This is a genomic window from Microbulbifer halophilus, from assembly GCF_026183675.1.
Taxonomy (GTDB): Bacteria; Pseudomonadota; Gammaproteobacteria; order Pseudomonadales; family Cellvibrionaceae; genus Microbulbifer; species Microbulbifer halophilus.
Genome location: NZ_JAPIVK010000024.1, coordinates 31,879 through 52,919 on the forward strand (window position 1 = coordinate 31,879; position 21,041 = coordinate 52,919).

At 59.2% G+C, this 21,041-nt stretch carries 20 protein-coding genes and 4 tRNA genes; 5 read left to right on the forward strand and 19 right to left on the reverse strand.

Features of this window, described 5'->3' with window-relative positions; translation table 11 throughout:
• Positions 1-287: 287 nt before the first annotated feature.
• From OQE62_RS13235 to msrB, 6 genes are all read right to left on the reverse strand, one after another.
• Positions 288-363 (reverse strand) — tRNA-Gly (locus tag OQE62_RS13235).
• 371 nt (positions 364-734) lie between these two features.
• A tRNA-Glu gene (locus OQE62_RS13240) sits at positions 735-810 on the reverse strand.
• Positions 811-953: 143 nt separating this feature from the next.
• Positions 954-1,029, reverse strand: a tRNA-Gly gene (locus OQE62_RS13245).
• A 2-nt stretch (positions 1,030-1,031) separates the two neighbouring features.
• Positions 1,032-1,107: transfer RNA gene (locus OQE62_RS13250), tRNA-Glu, on the reverse strand.
• Positions 1,108-1,279: 172 nt separating this feature from the next.
• Complete coding sequence (locus tag OQE62_RS13255; protein WP_265722517.1) at positions 1,280-2,035, reverse strand: DUF1499 domain-containing protein; 756 nt, start codon at positions 2,033-2,035, stop codon at positions 1,280-1,282.
• Complete coding sequence (gene msrB, locus OQE62_RS13260; protein ID WP_265722518.1) at positions 2,032-2,442, reverse strand: peptide-methionine (R)-S-oxide reductase MsrB; 411 nt, start codon at positions 2,440-2,442, stop codon at positions 2,032-2,034. The genes OQE62_RS13255 and msrB overlap by 4 nt, the downstream gene beginning before the upstream one ends.
• 77 nt (positions 2,443-2,519) lie before the next feature.
• On the opposite strand from msrB, the gene OQE62_RS13265 reads away from it, so the two are divergent.
• Both OQE62_RS13265 and OQE62_RS13270 read left to right on the forward strand, forming a co-directional pair.
• Complete coding sequence (locus OQE62_RS13265; RefSeq protein ID WP_265722519.1) at positions 2,520-3,734, forward strand: pyridoxal phosphate-dependent aminotransferase; 1,215 nt, start codon at positions 2,520-2,522, stop codon at positions 3,732-3,734.
• 12 nt (positions 3,735-3,746) lie between these two features.
• The gene (locus OQE62_RS13270) at positions 3,747-4,145 is read left to right on the forward strand and encodes a hypothetical protein (RefSeq protein ID WP_265722520.1); all 399 of its coding nucleotides are present in this window, start codon (positions 3,747-3,749) and stop codon (positions 4,143-4,145) included.
• A gap of 147 nt (positions 4,146-4,292) precedes the next feature.
• Here the strand turns inward: OQE62_RS13270 and OQE62_RS13275 are convergent, their stop codons facing one another.
• Together OQE62_RS13275 and OQE62_RS13280 are read right to left on the reverse strand one after the other, a co-directional pair.
• Positions 4,293-4,742 carry a protein YgfX gene (locus OQE62_RS13275; RefSeq protein ID WP_265722521.1) on the reverse strand — a complete coding sequence of 150 codons (450 nt, stop codon included), beginning with the start codon at positions 4,740-4,742 and terminating at the stop codon, positions 4,293-4,295.
• Positions 4,717-4,962: an FAD assembly factor SdhE gene (locus OQE62_RS13280; protein ID WP_265722522.1), complete on the reverse strand. Its 246-nt coding sequence runs from the start codon at positions 4,960-4,962 to the stop codon at positions 4,717-4,719. The genes OQE62_RS13275 and OQE62_RS13280 overlap by 26 nt, the downstream gene beginning before the upstream one ends.
• Positions 4,963-5,116: 154 nt before the next feature.
• Here OQE62_RS13280 and ygfZ point away from each other — a divergent pair, with 154 nt between their 5' ends.
• The 3 genes from ygfZ to OQE62_RS13295 all read left to right on the forward strand — a co-directional run bounded on the left by ygfZ (position 5,117) and on the right by OQE62_RS13295 (position 7,094).
• Positions 5,117-6,160 (forward strand): CAF17-like 4Fe-4S cluster assembly/insertion protein YgfZ, encoded by a 1,044-nt coding sequence (ygfZ, locus tag OQE62_RS13285; protein WP_265722523.1) that lies wholly within the window; start codon positions 5,117-5,119, stop codon positions 6,158-6,160.
• Between the two features lie 67 nt (positions 6,161-6,227).
• Positions 6,228-6,755 (forward strand): hypothetical protein, encoded by a 528-nt coding sequence (locus tag OQE62_RS13290; protein ID WP_265722524.1) that lies wholly within the window; start codon positions 6,228-6,230, stop codon positions 6,753-6,755.
• 12 nt (positions 6,756-6,767) lie between these two features.
• Entirely contained in the window at positions 6,768-7,094 is a 327-nt protein-coding gene (locus OQE62_RS13295) for a hypothetical protein (RefSeq protein ID WP_265722525.1), read from the forward strand.
• 103 nt (positions 7,095-7,197) lie between these two features.
• On the opposite strand, the gene OQE62_RS13300 is transcribed toward OQE62_RS13295, so the two are convergent.
• From OQE62_RS13300 to OQE62_RS13345, 11 genes are all read right to left on the reverse strand, one after another.
• The gene (locus OQE62_RS13300; protein ID WP_265722526.1) at positions 7,198-8,676 is read right to left on the reverse strand and encodes a class I SAM-dependent DNA methyltransferase; all 1,479 of its coding nucleotides are present in this window, start codon (positions 8,674-8,676) and stop codon (positions 7,198-7,200) included.
• 12 nt (positions 8,677-8,688) lie between these two features.
• Positions 8,689-9,609 carry a nucleotidyl transferase AbiEii/AbiGii toxin family protein gene (locus OQE62_RS13305; RefSeq protein ID WP_265722527.1) on the reverse strand — a complete coding sequence of 307 codons (921 nt, stop codon included), beginning with the start codon at positions 9,607-9,609 and terminating at the stop codon, positions 8,689-8,691.
• Complete coding sequence (locus OQE62_RS13310; RefSeq protein WP_265722528.1) at positions 9,596-10,372, reverse strand: type IV toxin-antitoxin system AbiEi family antitoxin domain-containing protein; 777 nt, start codon at positions 10,370-10,372, stop codon at positions 9,596-9,598. The genes OQE62_RS13305 and OQE62_RS13310 overlap by 14 nt, the downstream gene beginning before the upstream one ends.
• A gap of 198 nt (positions 10,373-10,570) precedes the next feature.
• Positions 10,571-10,738: a Fic family protein gene (locus tag OQE62_RS19505; protein WP_377535922.1), complete on the reverse strand. Its 168-nt coding sequence runs from the start codon at positions 10,736-10,738 to the stop codon at positions 10,571-10,573.
• 9 nt (positions 10,739-10,747) lie between these two features.
• Positions 10,748-11,611: an ATP-binding protein gene (locus tag OQE62_RS13315; RefSeq protein WP_265722529.1), complete on the reverse strand. Its 864-nt coding sequence runs from the start codon at positions 11,609-11,611 to the stop codon at positions 10,748-10,750.
• A gap of 297 nt (positions 11,612-11,908) precedes the next feature.
• The gene (gene dsr1 / locus OQE62_RS13320) at positions 11,909-15,706 is read right to left on the reverse strand and encodes an anti-phage defense-associated sirtuin Dsr1 (RefSeq protein WP_265722530.1); all 3,798 of its coding nucleotides are present in this window, start codon (positions 15,704-15,706) and stop codon (positions 11,909-11,911) included.
• On the reverse strand, positions 15,707-17,968 hold the full coding sequence (locus tag OQE62_RS13325) for a type I restriction endonuclease subunit R (RefSeq protein ID WP_265722531.1): 2,262 nt from the start codon (positions 17,966-17,968) through the stop codon (positions 15,707-15,709).
• A gap of 109 nt (positions 17,969-18,077) precedes the next feature.
• Entirely contained in the window at positions 18,078-18,794 is a 717-nt protein-coding gene (ung, locus tag OQE62_RS13330) for a uracil-DNA glycosylase (protein ID WP_265722532.1), read from the reverse strand.
• A 108-nt stretch (positions 18,795-18,902) separates the two neighbouring features.
• The gene (locus tag OQE62_RS13335) at positions 18,903-19,490 is read right to left on the reverse strand and encodes a uracil-DNA glycosylase family protein (RefSeq protein WP_265722533.1); all 588 of its coding nucleotides are present in this window, start codon (positions 19,488-19,490) and stop codon (positions 18,903-18,905) included.
• A gap of 19 nt (positions 19,491-19,509) precedes the next feature.
• Positions 19,510-20,466 carry an esterase-like activity of phytase family protein gene (locus tag OQE62_RS13340; protein ID WP_265722534.1) on the reverse strand — a complete coding sequence of 319 codons (957 nt, stop codon included), beginning with the start codon at positions 20,464-20,466 and terminating at the stop codon, positions 19,510-19,512.
• A gap of 59 nt (positions 20,467-20,525) precedes the next feature.
• Positions 20,526-21,008, reverse strand: a complete 483-nt coding sequence (locus OQE62_RS13345) for a YajQ family cyclic di-GMP-binding protein (protein ID WP_265722535.1) — start codon at positions 21,006-21,008, stop codon at positions 20,526-20,528.
• Positions 21,009-21,041: the final 33 nt, after the last annotated feature.

Consider the following 21,041-nt stretch of genomic DNA (forward strand, 5'->3'; position numbering starts at 1 on the left):
CTGATACTGAGGGCGCTATTCAACGCGCTCGGGCGGGAGATTTCAACCGGACAAAGAATGGGGGAAGTGTGTCGACGACCCTACGGGAAGTTCGAACCATACACTCCCCTCTCCCACTGGGAGAGGGGCCGGGGGAGAGGGGAGCCGGAGCAGCAACTCAGCTTACGTGCCCCTCCAAGCCGCCCTCTCCCCTAGCCCCTCTCCCGGAGGGAGAGGGGGACTGTGTCGGCGGCCATGTGAGAGGTTCAAACAATAAAAAAGCCGCTCAAATGAGCGGCTTTCTTATTTGGAGCGGGAAACCGGGCTCGAACCGGCGACCTCAACCTTGGCAAGGTTGCGCTCTACCAACTGAGCTATTCCCGCCTGATCTTTCTCGGTGCCAACTTCCAGCTGGTACCGATATTCTGCTTCTTGAGCGCACTCTTTATTTGCGCTCTTCCGGCCGCCAATCGAAGATTGGCGCCGTTCGGCGGCGTGCTTCGCTGCGCGAAGCAAACACTTGCCTCACCCAACTGAGCTATTCCCGCCTGATCTTTCTCGGTGCCAACTTCCAGCTGGTACCGATATTCTGCTTCTTGAGCGCACTCTTTATTTGCGCTCTTCCGGCCGCCAATCGAAGATTGGCGCCGTTCGGCGGCGTGCTTCGCTGCGCGAAGCAAACACTTGCCTCACCCAACTGAGCTATTCCCGCCTTTTCTGTATCGCCCGGCAGCTCGAAAGCTGCCGGGCCATGTTGGCATCCCCAAGGGGAGTCGAACCCCTGTTACCGCCGTGAAAGGGCGGTGTCCTAGGCCTCTAGACGATGGGGACCGAAAACTTGCCTGGCCCCTCGGTTTGAAAGCCGGGGAACCAATGCTGCCACACTGTCGGTGGCATCGCCACCGGCAATTCCGGCGGCACTCTTTACAGCCTGCTCCGGCCTGGCCGGATCACTCTGTAAAGAGCATGAAAACTGGAGCGGGAAACCGGGTTCGAACCGGCGACCTCAACCTTGGCAAGGTTGCGCTCTACCAACTGAGCTATTCCCGCAGTGGCGTCCCCAAGGGGAGTCGAACCCCTGTTACCGCCGTGAAAGGGCGGTGTCCTAGGCCTCTAGACGATGGGGACCCGGACTGACTTCCAATCGCTGCGGCGCTTTGTTTTGCGCTCTGCGTCAGAAGTGGGGCGCATTCTATGTAGCCCCCGGGGGGCTGTCAACACTTCACTGAAAACTTTTTGTGGTTCTTTTTCTTTCTAAGTCAGGCACTTACGAAATCCGGGGCCCGCCGGTGAGCGGTCGCTACTCCGCCGCCCGGGCCTCCAGCTCGCGGAGGAATTCGCGGATACGCCCGGCGTTGGCTCCCAGGTCGCCCCGCCCCACCCTGGAACTGGAACGGACATCCACCCTGGCGCCATCGCCCTCGGACCGCACCCGCACCACCACATCGTCGCGCAGCCGCAACAGTGGCGTCCGGTCCACCGCCTCCAGATGGCCGGCCCCGGGATCCAGGGCCACAATCCGCCAGCTCAGCCCCCGCGCCACTTCCGCCGCCAGTCCGGTGGCGCGCTCCACCGGCATCGCCAGCAGCAGAGGGCGGATGTCGTTGTACATACGGGTGCCGCGCTGCTGTCGGGCCACCGCTTCACCGGCATACTCGGCACTGTTATCGCCCTTTTCCCGCAGGGACAGTGCCGCCCGGTACGGCGGCGGATTATCGAGGTCGGTACTGATATCGCTGATCGGCGGCGCGTCCAGGTTGGCCTGGCCCACGGTCAGCAGCGGCACCGCCACCGGCACCAGGCCCAGTACCGCGGCCCAAAGCGCGGCGCTGCGGGCGCCGGCGTGGCGTTTCACCAGCCCCCAGATAAACACCGCCATGCCCAACAGGGCCATACCGAGCATCGCCAGCCCCGCGACCCGAAACACCTGGAACACCGCCCCGAAAGCTACCAGTTCCAGGCGCAGCGCCAGCGCCGCACAGAAGATAAGCGCCAGCAGCAACCACTGCGCCCGCACCAGCCAGCGGCTCCAGTGCCCGGCCCCGCCTCGCATCATTGTCCTCCCCGATCGCCCTCTTCCGGGTCCAGCTTTACGGAAAGTGAATTAACACAGTAGCGCAATCCCGTTTCCGTGGGGCCGTCGGGGAAAACGTGCCCCAGGTGGCTGCCGCAGTTGGCACAGAGGATCTCGGTACGCCGCATCCCCAGGCTGTCGTCCGGCCGTTCCTCCACCGCGCCCTCGCGCGCCACGGTGTCGAAACTGGGCCAGCCGCAGCCGGCATCGAATTTGGAATCGGACTGGAACAACACTTCCCCGCAGCAGCGGCAGCGGTAACTGCCGTCCTCGAACACATCCCAGTACTCGCCGCTGAACGGACGCTCAGTGCCTGCCTCCCGGCATACGTGGAATTCCTCGGGAGTCAGCCTGTCGCGCCAGTAGTTATCGTCTTGCTCTTTTGACATACTCTTCCTCTTTGATTGAAACGCCACCCCACGCCCGCGGGGGCTGGCCCTGCAGGTTGTGCCCCGGGATTTACACCATGAAGGACATTCTCAAATCGGACAAACTCCACGGCGTCTGCTACGAAATCCGCGGCCCGGTCATGGAACAGGCTGCGCGCATGGAAGAGGAAGGCCACCGGATTCTCAAGCTGAATATCGGCAACCCCGCCCCCTTCGGTTTCGATGCCCCCGACGAAATCATCCAGGATGTCATTCACAACCTGGCCCACGCCCAGGGTTATGTAGAATCCAAGGGCCTGTTCGCCGCGCGCAAGGCCATTATGCAAGAGTGCCAGACACTGGGCATTCCCGAGGTGGATATCGACGATATCTACCTCGGCAACGGCGTCTCCGAGCTGATCGCCATGGCCACCCAGGCGCTGCTGAACACCGGCGACGAAGTGCTGCTGCCGATGCCCAACTACCCCCTGTGGACCGCGGCCACCAACCTCACCGGCGGCAACCCGGTGATGTACCGCTGCGACGAGGGCGCCGGCTGGCTGCCGGATATCGACGATATCAAGGCCAAAATCACCCCGCGAACCCGCGGTATCGTGGTGATCAACCCCAACAACCCCACCGGCGCCGTCTACCCGCGCGCGCTGCTGGAAGAGATTGTGGAAGTGGCGCGCCAGCACGACCTGGTGATCTTCGCCGACGAAATCTACAGCAAGATCCTCTATGACGACGCCGAGTTCACCCCCCTGGCAAAGCTCGCCGAAGACGTGCTCTGCCTGAGCTTCAACGGCCTGTCGAAATCCTACCGGCTGGCCGGCTTCCGCTCCGGCTGGATGACCGTCACCGGCGCCAAGCAACGTGCGAAAGGCTTTATCGAGGGGATGGAAATCCTCTCGTCGATGCGCCTGTGCGGCAATGTACCGGGTATGTTCGCGGTGCAGACGGCGCTGGGCGGCTACCAGAGCATCAACGACCTGGTGCTCCCCGGCGGGCGCCTGCGCCAGCAGCGCGACCTGGCCTACGAAATGCTGAACGATATTCCCGGTGTCAGCTGTGTCAAACCCCAGGGTGCCATCTACCTGTTCCCGAAACTGAACCTCGACCGCCACAGGATCGAGAGCGACGAACGGCTGGTGCTCGACTTTCTGCGCCGGGAAAAAATCCTGCTGGTGCACGGCCGCGGCTTCCACTGGGACTCGCCCGACCACCTCCGCATCGTCTTCCTGCCGCGGGAAGATGACCTCTCCCACGCGATCGGCCGCCTGGGACACTTCCTGGAACGCTACACACAATAAAAAGCAGTACCCATGCTCGACGACCTGCATATTCACGACTTCTACCGCGACGCCGGCAGGACCCTGCTGGCCTTATTCAACCAGTTCCCGGCGCCGGCGACCGTCTACGTCGAGGATATCGCCGGCCCGGACACCCCGGACGAATTCGGCCTGCACTCCCCCCGCCACCTCGCCTGCCTGGGCGCGATGACCTGGCTGAAGCAGTGTGGTTATATCCACTTCACCCAACAGGTACGCCAGGAAGCCGTGGAAGAAGCGGCACTCAGCCACCGCAGTTTTCTGCTGCTGATCACAAGGGACAAATCCGGCGAGAGCAATGCCGAACTGCTGGACGACGCCGTACGCGGCGGCTCGTCACCGCAGTTGCAGGGATTGATGGAGCGGTTGATGCGGGAATTTGCGGCGCTGTAGCGCCTCTCTCCCATCGGGACAAATCCGTCGGGAACGGATTTGGGCAGCTTTAGCTGGCCGAAGGCCGTGCGCCAGGGACGGCGCACGCCAGTGGGGCCGGGGGAGAGGGCAGCCGGAGCGGCCACTTCAACCAAACCGCCCCTACCCCTACCGCGAATACCGCAACGCCACCTGCAACCGCCGCCAGTCATCCCGATCCATACAGTCCCGCGCCAACACCAGCCGCAGCCGCAGCCCGTCCAGATCCCGCCCGTTGATCACCAGCAGCCAGCGCCACAACACCAGTTCTCCGCAAAACTCGAACTCCCGCTCCACCCCGTCATCGCCGCGCCAGAACCAGCGCCGCTCGCGGGTACCGAGCAGCCCGCGCATCGAGCGCAGGCGCCGCCACTCCCACCAGCCGTAGAGCAAAACCAGCCCCACCACCGGCCACAACAACAGCGGCTGCAGCCGACACCACCACAGCAATGCCAGCGCCTGCAGGACAATCAGACAGAGAAGAACGGACAGAAGGCGGGACGGCGCCACGGCACAACCGAGCCGGGCGCTGCGCTCGAGGTATCGGGGATAGCTACTTCTGGAGGCCGGTATTGTCACGAATAATCTGCACGATCCGCTTCAGCTCCGGGTCTTCCGGGTCGGTGCGGCGCAGAAACCAGGCGAACAGATCCTGATCCTGCTCCTCCAGTAGTTTCTGGTAGCGCCGCTGATCCTCCGGCTCCAGTGTCTCGTAGACATTCTCCAGAAACGGTAACAGCACCAGATCCAGCTCCAGCATACCGCGGCGGCTGCCCCAAAAAAGGCGATTGCGATCCATACTCCAAATCCCGGTTGACCGGCGCCGACCGGGATTGCGCCGGCGCCTTCAAATTGCGCGCAGTATAACCGCCGGCCCGGTGCGGTGCACAGCTTGAAAAACTGCCGACAACCCCCAAATCATGCCATTCACGCAACCGGAATCTGGAAGGACCATGGATCAACAGCAGTGGCAGCATTTTCTCACCGCCGAAGGGGCCATCTGGGAAGACAACCGGGCGCACTTCCCCCCCGTTGAATCGGCCACCGACGACGACCTGCAACTGATCGACCTGAGCCCGCTGGGTGCCGTCTCCGCGGCCGGCCCGGACAGCCAGAAGTTCCTGCAGGGCCAGCTCACCTGCGACCTGGTCACCCTGCCCGACGGCAGCGCCACCCCCGGTGCCCACTGCAACCCCAAGGGCCGCGCCATCAGCGCCTTCAGCGCACTCAAACTCTCTACCGAGCAGATATTCCTGCGCCTGCCCCGCGACCTCGTCCCCATCGCCCGGGACGCACTGGCCAAATACGCCGTCTTCTTCAAATCCGAACTGGAAGATATCGGCGACCGGTACCGCTGGCTCGGCCTGCAGGGCAAGGCCGCGACGGAGCGGGCCGCAGAATTACTCGAGCTGGACGGCCTCACCACCGGCCAGGTACAGCAATTCGACTGCAACGGCGAAGCCGCCTTCGCCGAGACGCTGAGCGAACAACAGCTAGCGCTGCTGGTACCGGCGCAATCCGCCGCCGACCTGTGGCAGCGCCTCGCACAGCAGGCCACGCCCGCCGGCTACGACCACTGGCAGCAACGGCAGATCGAAGCCGGCATCCCGCAACTCCACGGCGCCGCCAGCGAACTCTTCATCCCGCAGATGCTCAACCTGCACCTGCTCGGCGGCGTCAGCTTCAAGAAAGGCTGCTACACCGGCCAGGAAGTGGTCGCCCGCATGCAATACCGCGGGGCCGCCAAGCGCCGGCTGTACCGGGCCCGCTGCGCATCCGGCGAACTGCCGGAAACGGGCTCGGATATCGCTGGGGAAAACGGCAAAAGCATCGGCAACTTGGTGAACGCCTGCCGCAGCGAGCACGGCATCGAGCTACTGGCCGTGCTGACCATTACCAAGGTGGCCGCCGGTGAAACCCTGACGCTGGCGGACGGGCGCAAACTGGAGCTACAGGAACTGCCCTACGATGTGGAGGCGGATCCGCTGGCGGATTGACAGACACCGCCAGCTTTTTGAAGATGGGAAGCTCCTTACCCCATAACAATACGTCGGGACACTTGAAATGCGCACAAAAGGACTTGCAGCTCTCTTGACTTGCGTGGCGCTCGCATGCGCCGCCTGCCAAGGCAACAAACCGGACACCAGCGAACCTTCTGTCGAAGCCAGCAGCCCTTCCCGACTGATCCTCCAGGGCAAGGTATCCCTCCCCTTACCCCCTGCCTACGACGAAATCCGGCCGAGCAATACGGTAATCATCGTTACCAATGGAGACTCGAGTATCGGCTACCGGACTATCGACAAAGAAGAGCTGAAGTTTATTGGCTCTGACAAAGAGCCATACGATTTTTTCAGCAGCGCCTTTGACAACCCCAAAAGCCAGGAAGAAACGGCTTTTATCGAAGGACTGGGGGAAGTAGAAAGCATTAAATACAAGGTGAGCAACAAGCTAGACTTCCACCTCCTCCGTCTGCAGGAAAGCGAAAAGGCCTACATAACCTCGCCCGCCCTGGACTTTGCGGTGGAAGTTACCGCAAAGCCGGGACACAAAAACTATCTGGCCGAGATCACAGAAGAAACCCACATAGAATAAAAGGAGTTATTCATGGACCCCATCACGGAAGCGGAAAAGTCAGAGTTCCGAGAGTTACTGGCAGTGATTTTCGGCGACCAGGCACTCCAATGGAACATCAATATCAAGGTCCTGGAGCTTTTCGGGCAGTTGATGCAATCCAGTGAGAGCTGCAGCCGGTATATGGATCTGGTTCCACGGCCCTTCGTAGCCGGCAGCGTCATCCAGTGGGCCAAGAAACAGGCCCGGAGTGCCATTATCCGCCACCTCAAGAATGGCGGAGAACACTATTTGATTTGCCTTCGCGCCGCGGGCCTCGGGCGCAAGACAGAGTTTCATATGGCATCGCAGGGGTTATAAACAGCATCTGTTAGATAGTGACTATTGGTTTAAGGAACCCTCGATAGCTATACGCATGGTACAACTATCGAGGAAAACTTAAACTTGACGTCAGGACTCACTCTTACAACTGCCCCAAAACCTCGCGAAAGCTATTAAGCCCCGCTTCCAGGTTCTCAATAATCTCCTCGGCCAGATCATTCGGTTCCGGCAAGCTGTCGAGGTCCGTCAGGCTCTTGTCCTTCAACCAGAAAACATCCAGGCTCGCCTTGTCGCGGGCGATCAACTCCTCGTAGGTGAAGCTGCGCCAGCGCCCATCGGGCTTTTTCTCTGGGTGCCAGGTGGCTCTGCGCCGGTTGCGGTTCTCGGGCTTGTAGCATTTGATGAAATCCTGCAAGTGCTCAAAGCGCAGCGGCTTTTTCTTCAGAGTGTGGTGAACATTGGTGCGGTAGTCGTAAAACCATACCTTCTTCGTCCACGGTTTGGGGCTGGCTTCGCGGTTATCGAAAAACAGCACATTGGCCTTGACCCCATGGGCATAGAAGATACCCGTGGGCAGGCGCAGGATGGTGTGCAGGTCGGTGGTTTCCAGCAACTTACGGCGAACGGTCTCACCGGCGCCGCCCTCGAACAGCACATTGTCCGGCACCACCACCGCGGCCCTGCCGGTGGTTTTCAGCATCGAGCGGATATGCTGCACGAAGTTGAGCTGCTTGTTTGAAGTGGTCGCCCAGAAGTCCTGACGGTTGTAGGTGAGATCGTCGGTTTCCTGCTCGCCTTCCTCATTGGTAAAGCTCATGGAACTCTTCTTGCCGAACGGCGGGTTGGCCAGCACATAGTCCACCGTATTGGATGGCGGCGCCACCAGGGCATCGTTGGGCGACACCGCGCCTTCGCCGTCGATCTCGCCGATGTTGTGCAGGAACATATTCATCAGGCAAAGGCGGCGAGTATTGGCGACAATCTCGTTGCCGGCAAAAGTGTCGTGCTTGAGAAAGGCTTTCTGCTTCTTGTCCAGCTTGTGGTTTTCCACCAGGAAATCATAGGCCGCCAGGAAGAAACCGCCGGTGCCGCAGGCCGGGTCGACAATGGTCTTGCCCGGCTCCGGGCGCACGCATTCCACCATGGCCCGGATCAGGGCGCGGGGCGTAAAGTACTGCCCGGCACCGGATTTGGTATCCTCGGCATTGCGCTCCAACAACCCCTCGTAGATATCGCCTTTGACATCGGCCCCCATCACCAGCCACTGGGTGCTGTCGATCATCTCGATCAGCCTTGAGAGCTTGGCCGGATCCTGTATCTTGTTCTGGGCCTTGGTGAACACCTGCCCCAGCAGCCCTTTCTTTTTGCCCAGCGCCATCAGCAACTCGACGTAATGCACCTCCAGCTCGGCGCCTTTCTTGTTCTTCAGGGTTGTCCAGGCGTACTTCTTGGGGATACCCACCTGCCGCTTGTAGGGCGGTTTGGCGTACTCATCCGCCATCTTCAGGAAGATCAGGTAGCTGAGCCGCTCCAGATAGTCTCCATAGCCCACACCATCGTCACGCAGGGTGGTACAGAAACTCCAGACTTTGGAAATGATCGGGGCACTTGCGGGGCTCATTGTCTCTCCGGGTTATTCGGCAAAATTCAGTAGGGTTTTCAAGCGTTCCAATGACGTGGTGCGTTTCTCCACACTCATTCTTTGTATGTTTCTCAGCTTCCATTTCACGGCGGGCAGCATCTCCACGCCGGGAAGAGCCAACAGTGACCAGTCGGGCGCGCATTCATAAACACTGCACAGAAAAGCTTTTTCTTCCCTGCGCATTCCATCAAGAATTTTCGAAAGCGCACTCACCGCCGCCTCATGCAACTCATGCAGAGTGACGTTACGGCGGGTCATACCGACGAACTCAGAGTCAAACAGGCTTTTCTGAAGACGCCAATTCGGCGCCAGAAGTTCTTCCATAGGGCGTCCATGGCTGATCAGGTAAATCAGAAATACCTTGCGCAGCGCATCATCAATGCCCTTGCTTTCCAGCAATAACATGACATCAAACCAGTCGCGTGGATGCTGACGATCCAACGCCGCGCAGAGTTTGCCCGCATACAAGTCCTCCATTGCCACCATGTTGATTTCGGCAAAACCAAATTCTTCTTCAACGGCTGGCGTGACAGGAACCACGGCTGGCTCCAATACCGTGCCACGTAGCACTGGCGACAGCTCCACTTTGACAGTAGCGTCACGGCTTGATGCCACAATCCTCAAAGCATCACTTTTTGCTTCGTAGTTGCGCAATACACGGATATCCGGCAATGCACCCTCCAGCGCGTCGGCCACCCGCCCCAGTGCCGCCCCGGTCTCCGCCAAAGCAGTTTCTCGGTCGTCTGCAGGCAGATAAACCAGATCAATATCCACTGACAGTCGAGGAAGATCACGCACAAACAAATTGATCGCAGTCCCGCCTTTCAAGGCAAAACAGTTTTCTCTGGAAACGAAAGGTAGGATTTGCAGCAGCAAGCGCACCTGCTTTCGCCACTCATTATGCCGATCCATGCAACGACTCCGGCACAGTGATCAGATACGTTTTATCCAGCTTGCCGCCTGCTTCCACACTGCGCTTTCCCGCACCCAGGTCGTAGTCCGCCGCATTCAAATGCTTGCGCCACGGATAGTCGTAACGGTCCGCAAAAAAGAAAAACAGCCGCTTCGCCAACACATGGCGGCAGACCCGCAGCAGGGCATCCAGCCGTCGGGGCGACAAGACACTCAATCCCTGCATCAAATTGTCCGCATGCTCAAAACTGATACCATTTGGCACTTGAGCCAGCACCTCCAGCCAGGCCTGTTCAGGCGTTGCTAGCGCTTTGAGCCCATCCCACGGAAAATCAAATGTGCGGAAATGGTTTTCATTCTGCAGCCAGGCGTTGTCCCACAAACGCGCGGTACCATGCCAGACATAATTCTGCGATATCGCCATCCGGGCAAACCAAGCCGGCATTCGTAGTGGTGAATAAAGCTGTTCTCGCTTGTTGAAACTGGCATAGTGCGCGAGACCAGCTCGGGACAAAGCCGCTAATCCACCCACATAAACCGGCTCAGGCAGCTCCCGGTTTAGGGAAGCAACAACATCCCCCAAGTCCCACGGCTCATTTGCCAAGCGAGGATGTGATACCACACCACGAGCCAAGCTCACCAACTTGCCCGACTTCAGCGCATTGTCCAGTGTATGTACCGGCATCCCCTGATCCAGCAACCACTGGCGAGTGGCAAAGCCGACGGGCAAGTAGTCGTGTAGATCTTGGTGGTAGGAAAACATGGATATAGTTTACTAAAGTTTAGCTTTACGGCTAAATGTGCCGTAAAACCAATAATACCTAAACCAAGGAGGGGGCACAAGTTTACTTTCCGTCAAGTTCACGGCGCCTAATGCCGTAAAAATGACCTTAATTAAACCTCGCGTTTGATGACGCCTCCTCCGAGAGCCAGATGAGTTAGCGGCAGCTTTTGGAATTCCTTACTGCTTGCAGGTAAGCCACTGCCTGCCCTTATCGGTTAATCGGTATTTTTGGGTTGGGCTGCGCGGGGAATCGGGCTGGGTCATTTCCAAAAGACCAGATTCAAGCGCCGGTTCCAGATAGGCTCTGCTGAAATTCACCCGGTCTTTCAGGCCTAGGGATTCCATCAATTGAGATCAGCTCATTTCTCCCGAACTGGCCGAAATCAAGGCTTCTACTTGCTGGGTTACTTGTTCGGTGACTTCCCCGGCAAACCCCTCATGTACCGGCAGGCGAATCAGAAACGAGCTGCGCTCATCATCGCTTTCAAAGACCGGCGCGGGAGAGCCATTGGCCCGCATGACGCGCAGAACCTTGAGGATGCCGGTGGAGCGGCCCTCGGTGAGATCCAGCTCCTTCAGAAACTCGCCAATGCGGCGATTGCGGTAGCGGCGGCTGACGGCGCGGCCCGCCTGCAGATCGTCCATGCGGATGGAGCGATCCGGGCCAGGGAAGCTCAGTACCATCAGCTCTTCCGGGGTGATACGCACCTCGATCGGCTCGCGGATTTCATAGGAGCGGTGATATACCGCATTTACCACCGCCTCTTCAATGGCTGCCAGCGGATAGTTCCAGAAACGCTCAGCCTGGGGCCGATCCGGGTGCTTGATGACGGTTTCCTTCAGGTAATTGCGGGCGATGTAATCCACCGCATCGCGGGCAATGCGCCCCAGCGGGCCGCGAAACTCCTTCTCCTCGAAGCGGTCACCGCCCGGGCCATCGGGGAAGTACACTACATCAATCTGAGTGGCCGGGAAGAACTGTTCCGGGTGCTCGTTGAAGAACAGCAGCCCCACGTTCTTGGGGAAGGCCATCTCTGACGGGCCGCCGACCACATTCATGCGCCACCCCAGCGCCTCGGCATCGAGGGTCGCGGCCTCGGCGGTCAGCTCACTGCCGATCTCCTGCAGGAATTCGCGCATCAGGTGAGGCGACAGATCAGTGAGGCTGGCGCCCTGCCGGTAACGGTCATCAAAGGGCACCGTCGCCGCCAGCGACAACAGCTCCCGCTCATCCGCCCCCCCTGGCGCGCACCGTACTGGTGTGCTTGCGCAGGTAAAACGCCCAATCCGCCTTCTTGTAGCCCAAGCGGGTTCTGGCCTTGTAGGACCGAGTTTCACCACCCGGCACCCACAGCACCAGAATTAGTTTGCCCTGTATTTCATAAGCGGCGGTCAGTGGATGATAATACGCGCAATTTAATTTACAGCCTCTTACAACCTCTCGGGGGCCGTCAATTCTCGCTCATACCTTGTCCTCCCGACGGCGACTGACCACCATCCAAAACCACTACACTCTCACCCCCCATCAAGGCGGCGCAAAAGCTCCATCAGTCGCTGGAAGCGCGGATCAGCCTGCAGAGCTGGCTCAGACTCCCGGACAGCTTCAAGACATGAGTTTAAGTCGCTGGGAAGCCATTGCATTTGGTCCTCTACTACCAAGCTAAGAAATCCCAACGCTTCTTGTGGGAATTTATGGCAGAGATCGGCTTCATGAAGCTTATGAATTAGGAAGTCCGGATGGGCAACTGGCTGCAGCCAAGCGTGGAGCTTTCCTAAGGCTTGATCGAATGAGTCCCTTGCCGCGATGCACAGATTCCCTAATCTTTCGGCGATGGCGGGAGAGGCGTTGTCGCGGGTATTGGGCCAGATGGAGTCCAAGTATGGGACAACACGGTTCTCCCAATAGTCGGTACGCTGATCACCTGCGCTTTCCAATGCTCCAGCTAGTGCTTGTGCAGCAACAAGCAATCCATCCTTTGGTAATGCACGAGTGGCGCCCGCTAGATCGGCTATGGTGAAGGTATCGCCACGATTGAGAGCGGCGAACGTCAGTAGTGACGCATATTGCCCGTCGTGTTTACCCAACTTTGTAAAGTGGTGTGCAGTATCAAGGAAGGCAGGCTTTATCGCCTCAAATAAGGGGTGATACAAACGGGGGGACCACAAGAACCCTTCCCATGCCGCACGCGCTTCGATTTCGGAGTTTTCCCAGTTGAAAAGTGGCAACAGGTATTGCTCTGCCCAACCACGATCAACACGGAATAACGCGATGACATGTGTTGCCAGTAAGACACGCCCATGGCGGTATTTGTCAAACTGGGTATCGCAAAGCTCGGTGAATATAGGCTTGATCTGTTCGGAAAGGCCTTGCCCGTCTTCTAGCGCACTCCGATACCACCAGTCCAGCAGCGCCTCGGTCACATGGCCGACAGGATGATTGATAGCACGAGAAACAGGGTCGTCAGAATCTCCTTTCTGATAGTCTAGGGCCAAAATGCGGCGCACGAGAGTAAAAAAGTACCTTTCATGGCCCTCAAAGGTCTTGGCGATGGTCTGCAGCCACCGACTCACGCTGTGGCTAATGGCCTGCATCAGGCTATCGGGCGCATCAACTAGGACTGGGGCTATGTACTGCCACGAGCGACTATGCAGCTCTTCATCTGACCAAGCTTGCAAAGCGTCTCGCCAACGTTCTTGGGGCCAAACATTCTGCTTGGCTAGATAGCACAAAGCGTAGGCAGTAGCCTGGAAGCTTTCGTCACATCTTTTTCGCCAGTCGTCGTGCTTCGACTCGTCTAAAACTGGGTTCTCAATCAAATAGTTCAGCAAGCCGCGTCTGGTGCGAGGTATTGGTACGAAGTCCTGCCAAGGGGCTCTATCGCCTACCCAGGCACTGCCCACCCAGTAGGGAAATTCATCGCGTTGATCTTCGGTCAGCTCCCATTCGGAATACTGGGCAGAGAGCGCATCCAGATTTTTCTTGCCAACCTTAGTCAATGCTGCACCGCCCTTATCCAGCTTTGCGAGGCGGAGCCAAACTTCACGGTCGTTGATTCTGGACAGCTTCAGGGGATCGGCATCTTCCTTGAACATTTCACGCGGAGGCCCTACGAGGATGGCTTGTTCGACTTCCCCAAGCTCCAGATCATCGAGTTTTGGGGCCAGAGCGACCAGTAAGCGCAGAGCTTCCCGTTCGGTTTCCACTGACCACAACCACCAATTTCCATCTTCCAATAGCCAGTCCAGTGCGAGACGAGTCGGGATGACATCGTCTTGGGTCGCAGCAAAGAGTATAAGTCGTCGGAATAGTGGATAGGATATTTGCCGCCAATTTTCGACCGCTATCTGTGCCTGCCGGGGTGATTGGGCCGCTGTAGCCAGCCAGGCATCTCTGGTAAGATTTATTAACACTGTCCAATCGTGGAAGTCCTTATTCTGCGAGTGTTCACTGATTGATGGCTGGTGCATGTAGGATAGGTCGCTTCGATTATCCGCACCACCGAGTTCGTGCATCAGGTCGAGCGCATCCCGCAGTAAAGAAGTAAAGTCTGGCAGCAGCTCTGGCAGTATCTTTATCCAGTTATCATCTTCACGAAGGTCCTGTACCCGGGAGTGGGTATGATCCGTTGGCAGTACTATCTCCCATTCAACCAGGTCTCTAAGGTTCTCAGGCTCGCGGGTTTCATCGTCTTCCTCTGGCCAGCGGAAGGGTTTACGCAAGGAAACTCGTGGTGTAAGCATCTCACGTAGCTGGAGGCGCAAGGTTGGGGTAAACCCTTCATGTTTGAAGCGATGCCGCCAGCGGTAAAGGTCGGAGTTGTATACGCGACTTGATTTTACGTGTCCGGTGACCAGAAGTCGCCACAGTTTTCGCATCATTGGACTAGGGATCGCATTCGGTGCACTTTCGCGAATTCGAGTCAGTTCATCCGTATCGCCTTCGCGCTCGAGTTTTTCCAACTTGTCCAAGCGATTTTCGATTATTGACAACAGTCTGATGCTGAGTTGGACGCCTCGATTGACGAGCCAATGAAGGAGTCGTGGGTCGTTGAGGTGTCGACTTAGCCAGAGAGCCAGACAAGACATCACATTGTCCCATTCGCTCTCTACACGCCCGTCACCAACTAGCGCCATCCAGGGAGAGCGTGTATAAGGCGACGGCCTGTGGATCAAGCTGAAGGCGAGCTTGCCATCCTTGTTGGTTTGGGGAGGCACACCAAATCGACTTAGATCAGTATGGCAATATCGCGCCTCACTCAGGCTTTTTAGCCAATCCAGCGGTGGGACTGGGTCCAAGTCGGCAAAGCGCTTGGCAGGAAGTCCGCTCGGATCACTGAGTGCCCACAGCATACGGCCGACATAGTTGTCCTGCTGCGTGCTTTCCATCGGACGTGCCATCCCGAATTCTACGACGATACGTTCCTTACCCTGGACGCCATCGCGATAGGTCTCCGCCCATGCTCGTAGAGTTTTGTGTAGGTACGAGTGACGGTTGTGGTTACGATAAAGAATTGGCGTGACGTTCTTGGCGCCCCATTCGTTAGCGCACTTCTCCTCCTGTCCCTTGGGATGGTTGCCGAAGGCAAACATTTCAGGTGGTGATTCACCGAGCAGGCGATCGGCCGCGAGAGCATCTGTCATGTACCTCAGTACTGGATCGTTGATGCTATAGCCGACGAAACATACTATGTAATTACGAAAAAGTTCACTGACGAAGCGCGCGGCCCAGCGTTCGGAAAGGTAAGCGAGGCCGAAGTCTCCGCTGGAAATGATCAAGCGATCCAGCTCACTAGGCGTCGGTTCGGTGGAGAGAAGACCATGCAGATACACCAATCCGTCCCAACGATTCTTAGGTACTGGTAGCAGCGGCGCCTGAAAACTATCGACCTGCAGCGACTTGCGACTGATCGCTTCTTCAAATAAGCGGTCGAAGTTAGTGGTTATTAATCGCGTACGACCGTCACGACACTTGCCCAGTGTCAGTAACGCCTCATGAGTCGCTGTTGAATTTGGAGCACCGAGATCAGGTGTTAGGATGTTCGCAAGTTCTAGACGTACTCTCTCACGCCCACCGACGATCTCTGATTCCAGAAGGCCTACTGCAGTGTCGAGCTGCCCAGCCTTGATTGCTGCTTCCTGCACTGCGCTGGGTGTGGGCGCCAAGGACGCATAAAGCTTAGTCACCAGATCATAAAAGCCTGGAAGACGAGCAGGGTAGGAAATGCCAGCGCCGCAGAAGAACACCACGCGCCCTTCTTCGTGCGCCTCTAGCAGTCGCTCGGGAATGTCGGGGCCACCACGGACGAATTGCATTCAACCCACCCTGGGGGCTTCGGTATTGGCCCGGATTTCACCGGCCCACTCCGCTTTCAGCACTTCGTCCAGGTCTTCATGGACGATGGTCTGTTCCTTTTCGCGGCGGATGGTGTCGATCAGTTCGATCAGTTCGCCGTTGAAGACTTTGGCGGCCTGCCCTACCAGTTGGTCGCGGGCCTTGTCCCGGGCGTCGTCGCCGGGGTTGCTGTCCGCCGGCACCCGGGCGATTTCGCAGGCTTTCTGTTCCACTACGTCCGGGTTGATGGCGTTGAGCAGTTCGCCAACGATGAGGGTTAGCGGTGTGCCGCCGGCTCTCTCGCTGATGCGGGCGCGGTCTTTGTCGTCCAGTTGTTTGTCGAGGCGGGCCAGGCGGCCCGCCAGGGAGGAGACACTGTCTTCGTCGCGGGCGGCGCCCATCATCACGCCCATGGCCAGTTCTTTCAGGGAGATGCCGGGTTTGGTGATCAGCGGCTGGCTGGCGGTTTTCACGGATTGGGTGACGCCGATGGCATCGACGATCACATAGTGGGTCTTGGCGCTGTTGGCGGAGGGGGTGACTTTTTTCAGGCCGTCCTTGTCCAGGGTGCGGGTGCCGCGGCCCTTCATCTGCTCGAAGTAGTTCTTGCTTTTTACATCGCGCATGAACAGCAGGCATTCCAGCGGGCGCACGTCGGTGCCGGTGGCGATCATGTCCACAGTGACGGCGATGCGCGGGTCGTAGTCGTTGCGGAACTGGTTGAGCATGGATTTTGGGTCGTCCGCCTTGTCGGTGATCTTTTTGCAGAAGGCGTTGCTCTCACCGAACTCCTCGCGCACCGTGTGGATGATGTCGTCGGCGTGGCTGTCGGTTTTGGCGAAGATCAGGGTTTTGGGCACTTCCTGCCGGCCGGGGAAGATATCCGGCAGTTGATCCCTGAAGGTGCGGATGACGGTGCGAATCTGATCCGGGTTGACGATGTCCCGATCCAGTTGTTTAGCGCTGTAGGCTTCGTCTTCGTCCTGGGTTTCCCAGCGGTGCTTGCGGGTGAGGCGTTCGCGCTTCTGTACCTGTTGGCTGGCTTCGATGACACCGCCGCTTTTGGTCTTCTTGGTTTCGATCAGGTAGACCTCGTTACCCACGTTGACACCATCGGCCACGGCCTTTTCATGGTCGTATTCACTGACCACGTTCTTTTTGAAGAAGCCGTAAGTGCGGTTGTCCGGGGTGGCGGTGAGGCCGATCAGATAGGCGTCGAAGTATTCGATCACCTGTCGCCACAGGTTGTAGATGGAGCGGTGGCATTCGTCGATGATGATGAAATCGAAGAATTCCGGGGGGATCTTTTCGTTGTAGATTACCGGCAGAGGTTCTTTCTTGAGGCCTTTCTTTTCCGCCGGGTTGTCTTCTTCGGTGGCTTCATCCAGTTCTTCGCCCTTGAGCAGCGAGTACATGCGCTGGATGGTGCTGATACACACCTGGCTGTCGCTGGCGACGTAGGACGACTTGAGCCGCTGCACTGTGTACAGCTCCGTGAATTTGCGGTTGTCGTCGTTGGGCACATAGGCCATGAATTCCTGCTCGGCCTGTTCGCCCAGGTTTTTGGTGTCCACCAGGAAGAGGATGCGCGTGGCCTTGGCGTGCTTGAGCAGGCGGTAGGCGGCGGTGATGGCGGTATAGGTTTTGCCGGAGCCGGTGGCCATTTGTACCAGGGCGCGGGGTTTGTCCTCCTTGAAGGAGGCTTCCAGGTTGTTGATGGCCTTGATCTGGCAGTCGCGCAGGCCGTCGGTATTGAGGGATGGCAGGCTTTTCAACCCTTCTCGCAGGGTGCCCTGGTTGTCGTCCAGGCGCTCCTGCCAGCGGGCCAGTTCCTCTGGGCGGGGGAAGTGGAAGATTTCCCGCGAGCGCGGGGCCGGGTCGCGGCCGTTGGTGAAACGGGTGATGGCACCGGTGCTCTGGTAGATGAACGGCAGGGGTTCCTTGTTGTTGATCCACTTGAGCCTGGCGCTGGCGTAGTCTTCGGCCTGCTGTTCCGCGCCGGTGATCTTGTGGCCCCAGTCTTCCGGCTTGGCCTCGATCACCCCCACGGCCTTGCCCTCGACGAACAGCACATAGTCCGCCGGGCCCACGTCGGTCTGGTATTCGCGCACGGCGACACCGGGGCCGGCATGGGGGTTGAGGTTGCCCTTGCTCTGCACCAGCCAACCGGCCTGCCCCAACTGGCGATCTATGTGGTCGCGGGCGCGCTGTTCCGGATTCTGGTTGGGGCTTTCCGTGGCCATGAAACACTATTCTTGTGACGTTTTTCTCAAACAGCCGCTTAGCCTAAGGCAGGGACGCTGGTGGCGCAACAAGGCACTGCGCTACCTGGCAGATTGCGGCAAGAGCCCTTCACACCTCCACCGCCACATGATCCACCGCCGCCGGCAGCGCCCATTCGATGGGCGCTTCGCCGCGCTGCTGCAGCCACTGGTTCACCTGCGAAAACGGCCGGGTCCCGAAGAAGCCGCGGTGGGCCGACAGCGGCGAGGGGTGCGGGGCGCGCAGCACCAGGTGTCTGTTGCGATCGATAAAGGCGCCCTTTTTCTGCGCGTAGCTGCCCCAGAGGATGAAGACCAGCCCCTCGCGCTGTTCCGCCAGTTTGTGAATCGCCGCGTCGGTGAACTGCTCCCAGCCACGGCCCTGGTGGGCGCCGGCCTTGCTGTCTTCCACGGTGAGGGTGGCGTTCAGCAGCAGTACTCCCTGCTCCGCCCAGGACTGCAGGCAGCCGTGTTGGGCGGGCGGGATGCCCAGGTCGGAGTGGAGCTCCTTGTAGATATTCTGTAATGAAGGCGGGATGCGCACGCCGGGCATGACCGAGAAGCAAAGGCCGTGGGCCTGGCCGGCACCGTGGTAGGGGTCCTGGCCGAGGATGACCACTTTCACCTTGTCGAAGGGAGTGGAGTTGAAGGCGTTGAAGATCTGGCCACCGGGGGGATAGATTTTTTTGCCCGCGCTTTTTTCCGAGCGCAGGAACTGGCGCAGTTCGGCCATGTAGGGTTTTTGGAATTCCTCTTCCAGGGCCCGATACCAGGTGGGGTGGATTTTTATGTTGTTTGGGGGTTGCATGAAGGTTCCTTGGTTTATTCGGATGTTTCTCTCCTCGGGGGAAAATCAGAGTGTGGGGCTTCTGCGGTTGCCCTCTCCCCCAGCCCCTCTCCCAGAGAGAGAGGGGCGCTACTTCAGTGCTTTTTTTACTTGTCGGCGCAGTTCCGGTACCACCTGCTCTTCGAACCACGGGCGCTGGCGCAGCCATAGCGTATTGCGCGGGCTCGGGTGCGGCAGCGGGAAGTAGCCGGCCGGCAGTGCGTCGCGGTGGTGGCGTACGTTTTCCGTCAGGCTGCCGTATCGATGCGGCAGGTAATGGCGCTGGGCGTATTGTCCCACCAGCAGGGTCAGTTGCAAATCCGGCAGCTGGTCGAGCAGTCGGCGATGCCAGGTGGCGGCGCATTCGGGGCGCGGCGGCAGGTCGCCGCCCTTGCCTCTTCCCGGATAGCAGAAGCCCATGGGGATGATGGCGATGCGGGACTGGTCGTAGAAGGTGTCTTTGTCCATCCGCAGCCAGTCTCGCAATCGGTCGCCGGAGGGGTCGTTCCAGGGGATGCCGGTTTCGTGCACTCTGGTGCCCGGGGCCTGGCCGACGATCAGCAGGCGCGCGGTTCGGGCGGCGCGGACTACCGGGTTGGGGCCCAGGGGCAGGTACTCCTCGCAGAGGCGGCAGTGGCGGATTTCTTCCAGGAGGGTTGGGAGATAGTCGGTGGTCAAGGTTTACCTCTGCGGCAGCTTATTCTGGCGGGCCTGCGGCCCGCGATGCCGAGCTGGAGCTCGGCGCGCCCAGGTGCAGTAGCAGTGCGCGCCTGTCTTCGGGATCGGCGGCGCGGGCGACGTTGTTGTTGTCGAACACCAGGTAGATACCGCTGTCGTCCACCGCCAGGCCCTCGCCCTTGCCGTATTCGGTTTCCGCGTAGACATACTCGGGCGCCTCTTCGATGGCGCCGTAGTGGACACACCATTCGGCCCGCAGATCTTCCGGCGAGCGGCGGCATACGACGTGGGCGTTGCGCTCCAGGGTAAACAGTGCGCCGTCGTGGAAAGCGAGCCCGGCGATATCCTCGGAGCGGCCGCGGAAATCCAGGCCGTCGACCGGGGGAATCTCGAACAGCGTCGGACCGGTGTCCGCTTTCAGATGCAGCAAACCGCGGGGCTCCCGCTCCAGCGCTATCCAGAAATTCCCGTCCACCTCGACCAACCCTTCGGCCGCGGCGTTGAATTTCTGCAGATAGCCATGTTCGCGCGCGGCCTGCGCCCAGCGTTGCGGTAGCCACTCGGCCGCACCCCGGCGGTCGAGGCGCGCGATACGATGGTGGCGCTCGCTGACCAGGTACACGGATTCGCGATCACAGGTGACACCCTCGAAATCCATGTCCGTATCCGGGCGGGTCATGTCGATCAGGTTCGCGAGCGGGCCACCCGACTCGCCTTGCGGGGCGTCCAGCCCGGCCAGGGCCCGGTGGGAAACCAGCGACGCGCGCCGACCGTCGACTGCAATTTCATAGAGGTTGCCGGCATCCTTGTCGGAGACGGCCAGCAGCCTGCCGTCACAGAAGCTCAGCCCGGACACATCCAGGCCGGCGCTGTTGTCGAGCCTGTGGGCGGAAAGCAGTTTCGCTTCGCTGACGGGATTTGCCGCCAGGGGCGAAGACAGAGCCAGCAGGCCGGCGATCAGGAGGCTGCGGAGCAAGGAAATCCCCTTTTGTGAGTCGTGGTCGGTGCGCGCGGCGCACCCTGCGTCTATCGTGTTCAGTCTCGGAAGTTCTCGAACTGCAGGGGCTGGTCCAGCTCCCGGTTGCGCAGCATGGCGATCACCTTCTGCAGGTCGTCGCGCTTCTTGCCGGTCACCCGTACCTGGTCGCCCTGGATCGACGCCTGCACCTTGAGTTTTTCTTCCTTGACGATCTTAACGATCTTTTTTGACAGTTCCTTTTCGAGCCCGTTTTTCAGGGTGATCTGTACTTTTACCTGCTTGCCGGACTGCTCCTCCTCACCCACGTCCATTGCCAGCGGGTCGATATCGCACTTGATCAGCGCCGAGCGCAGCATATCCACCATCTGGGTGACCTGGATATCCGCCTCGGCGCGCACGGTAAGGTCGAAGCCGCTCATCTCCACTTCCGCATCCACCCCCTTGAAGTCGAAGCGGTTGGCCACGGTGCGGTTGACCTGGTCCACGGCGTTGGTCAGTTGGTGCTTGTCCACTTCGGACACAATGTCGAAAGAAGGCATCGATTTCTCCGTTTTGAATGATATTCGGTGGGC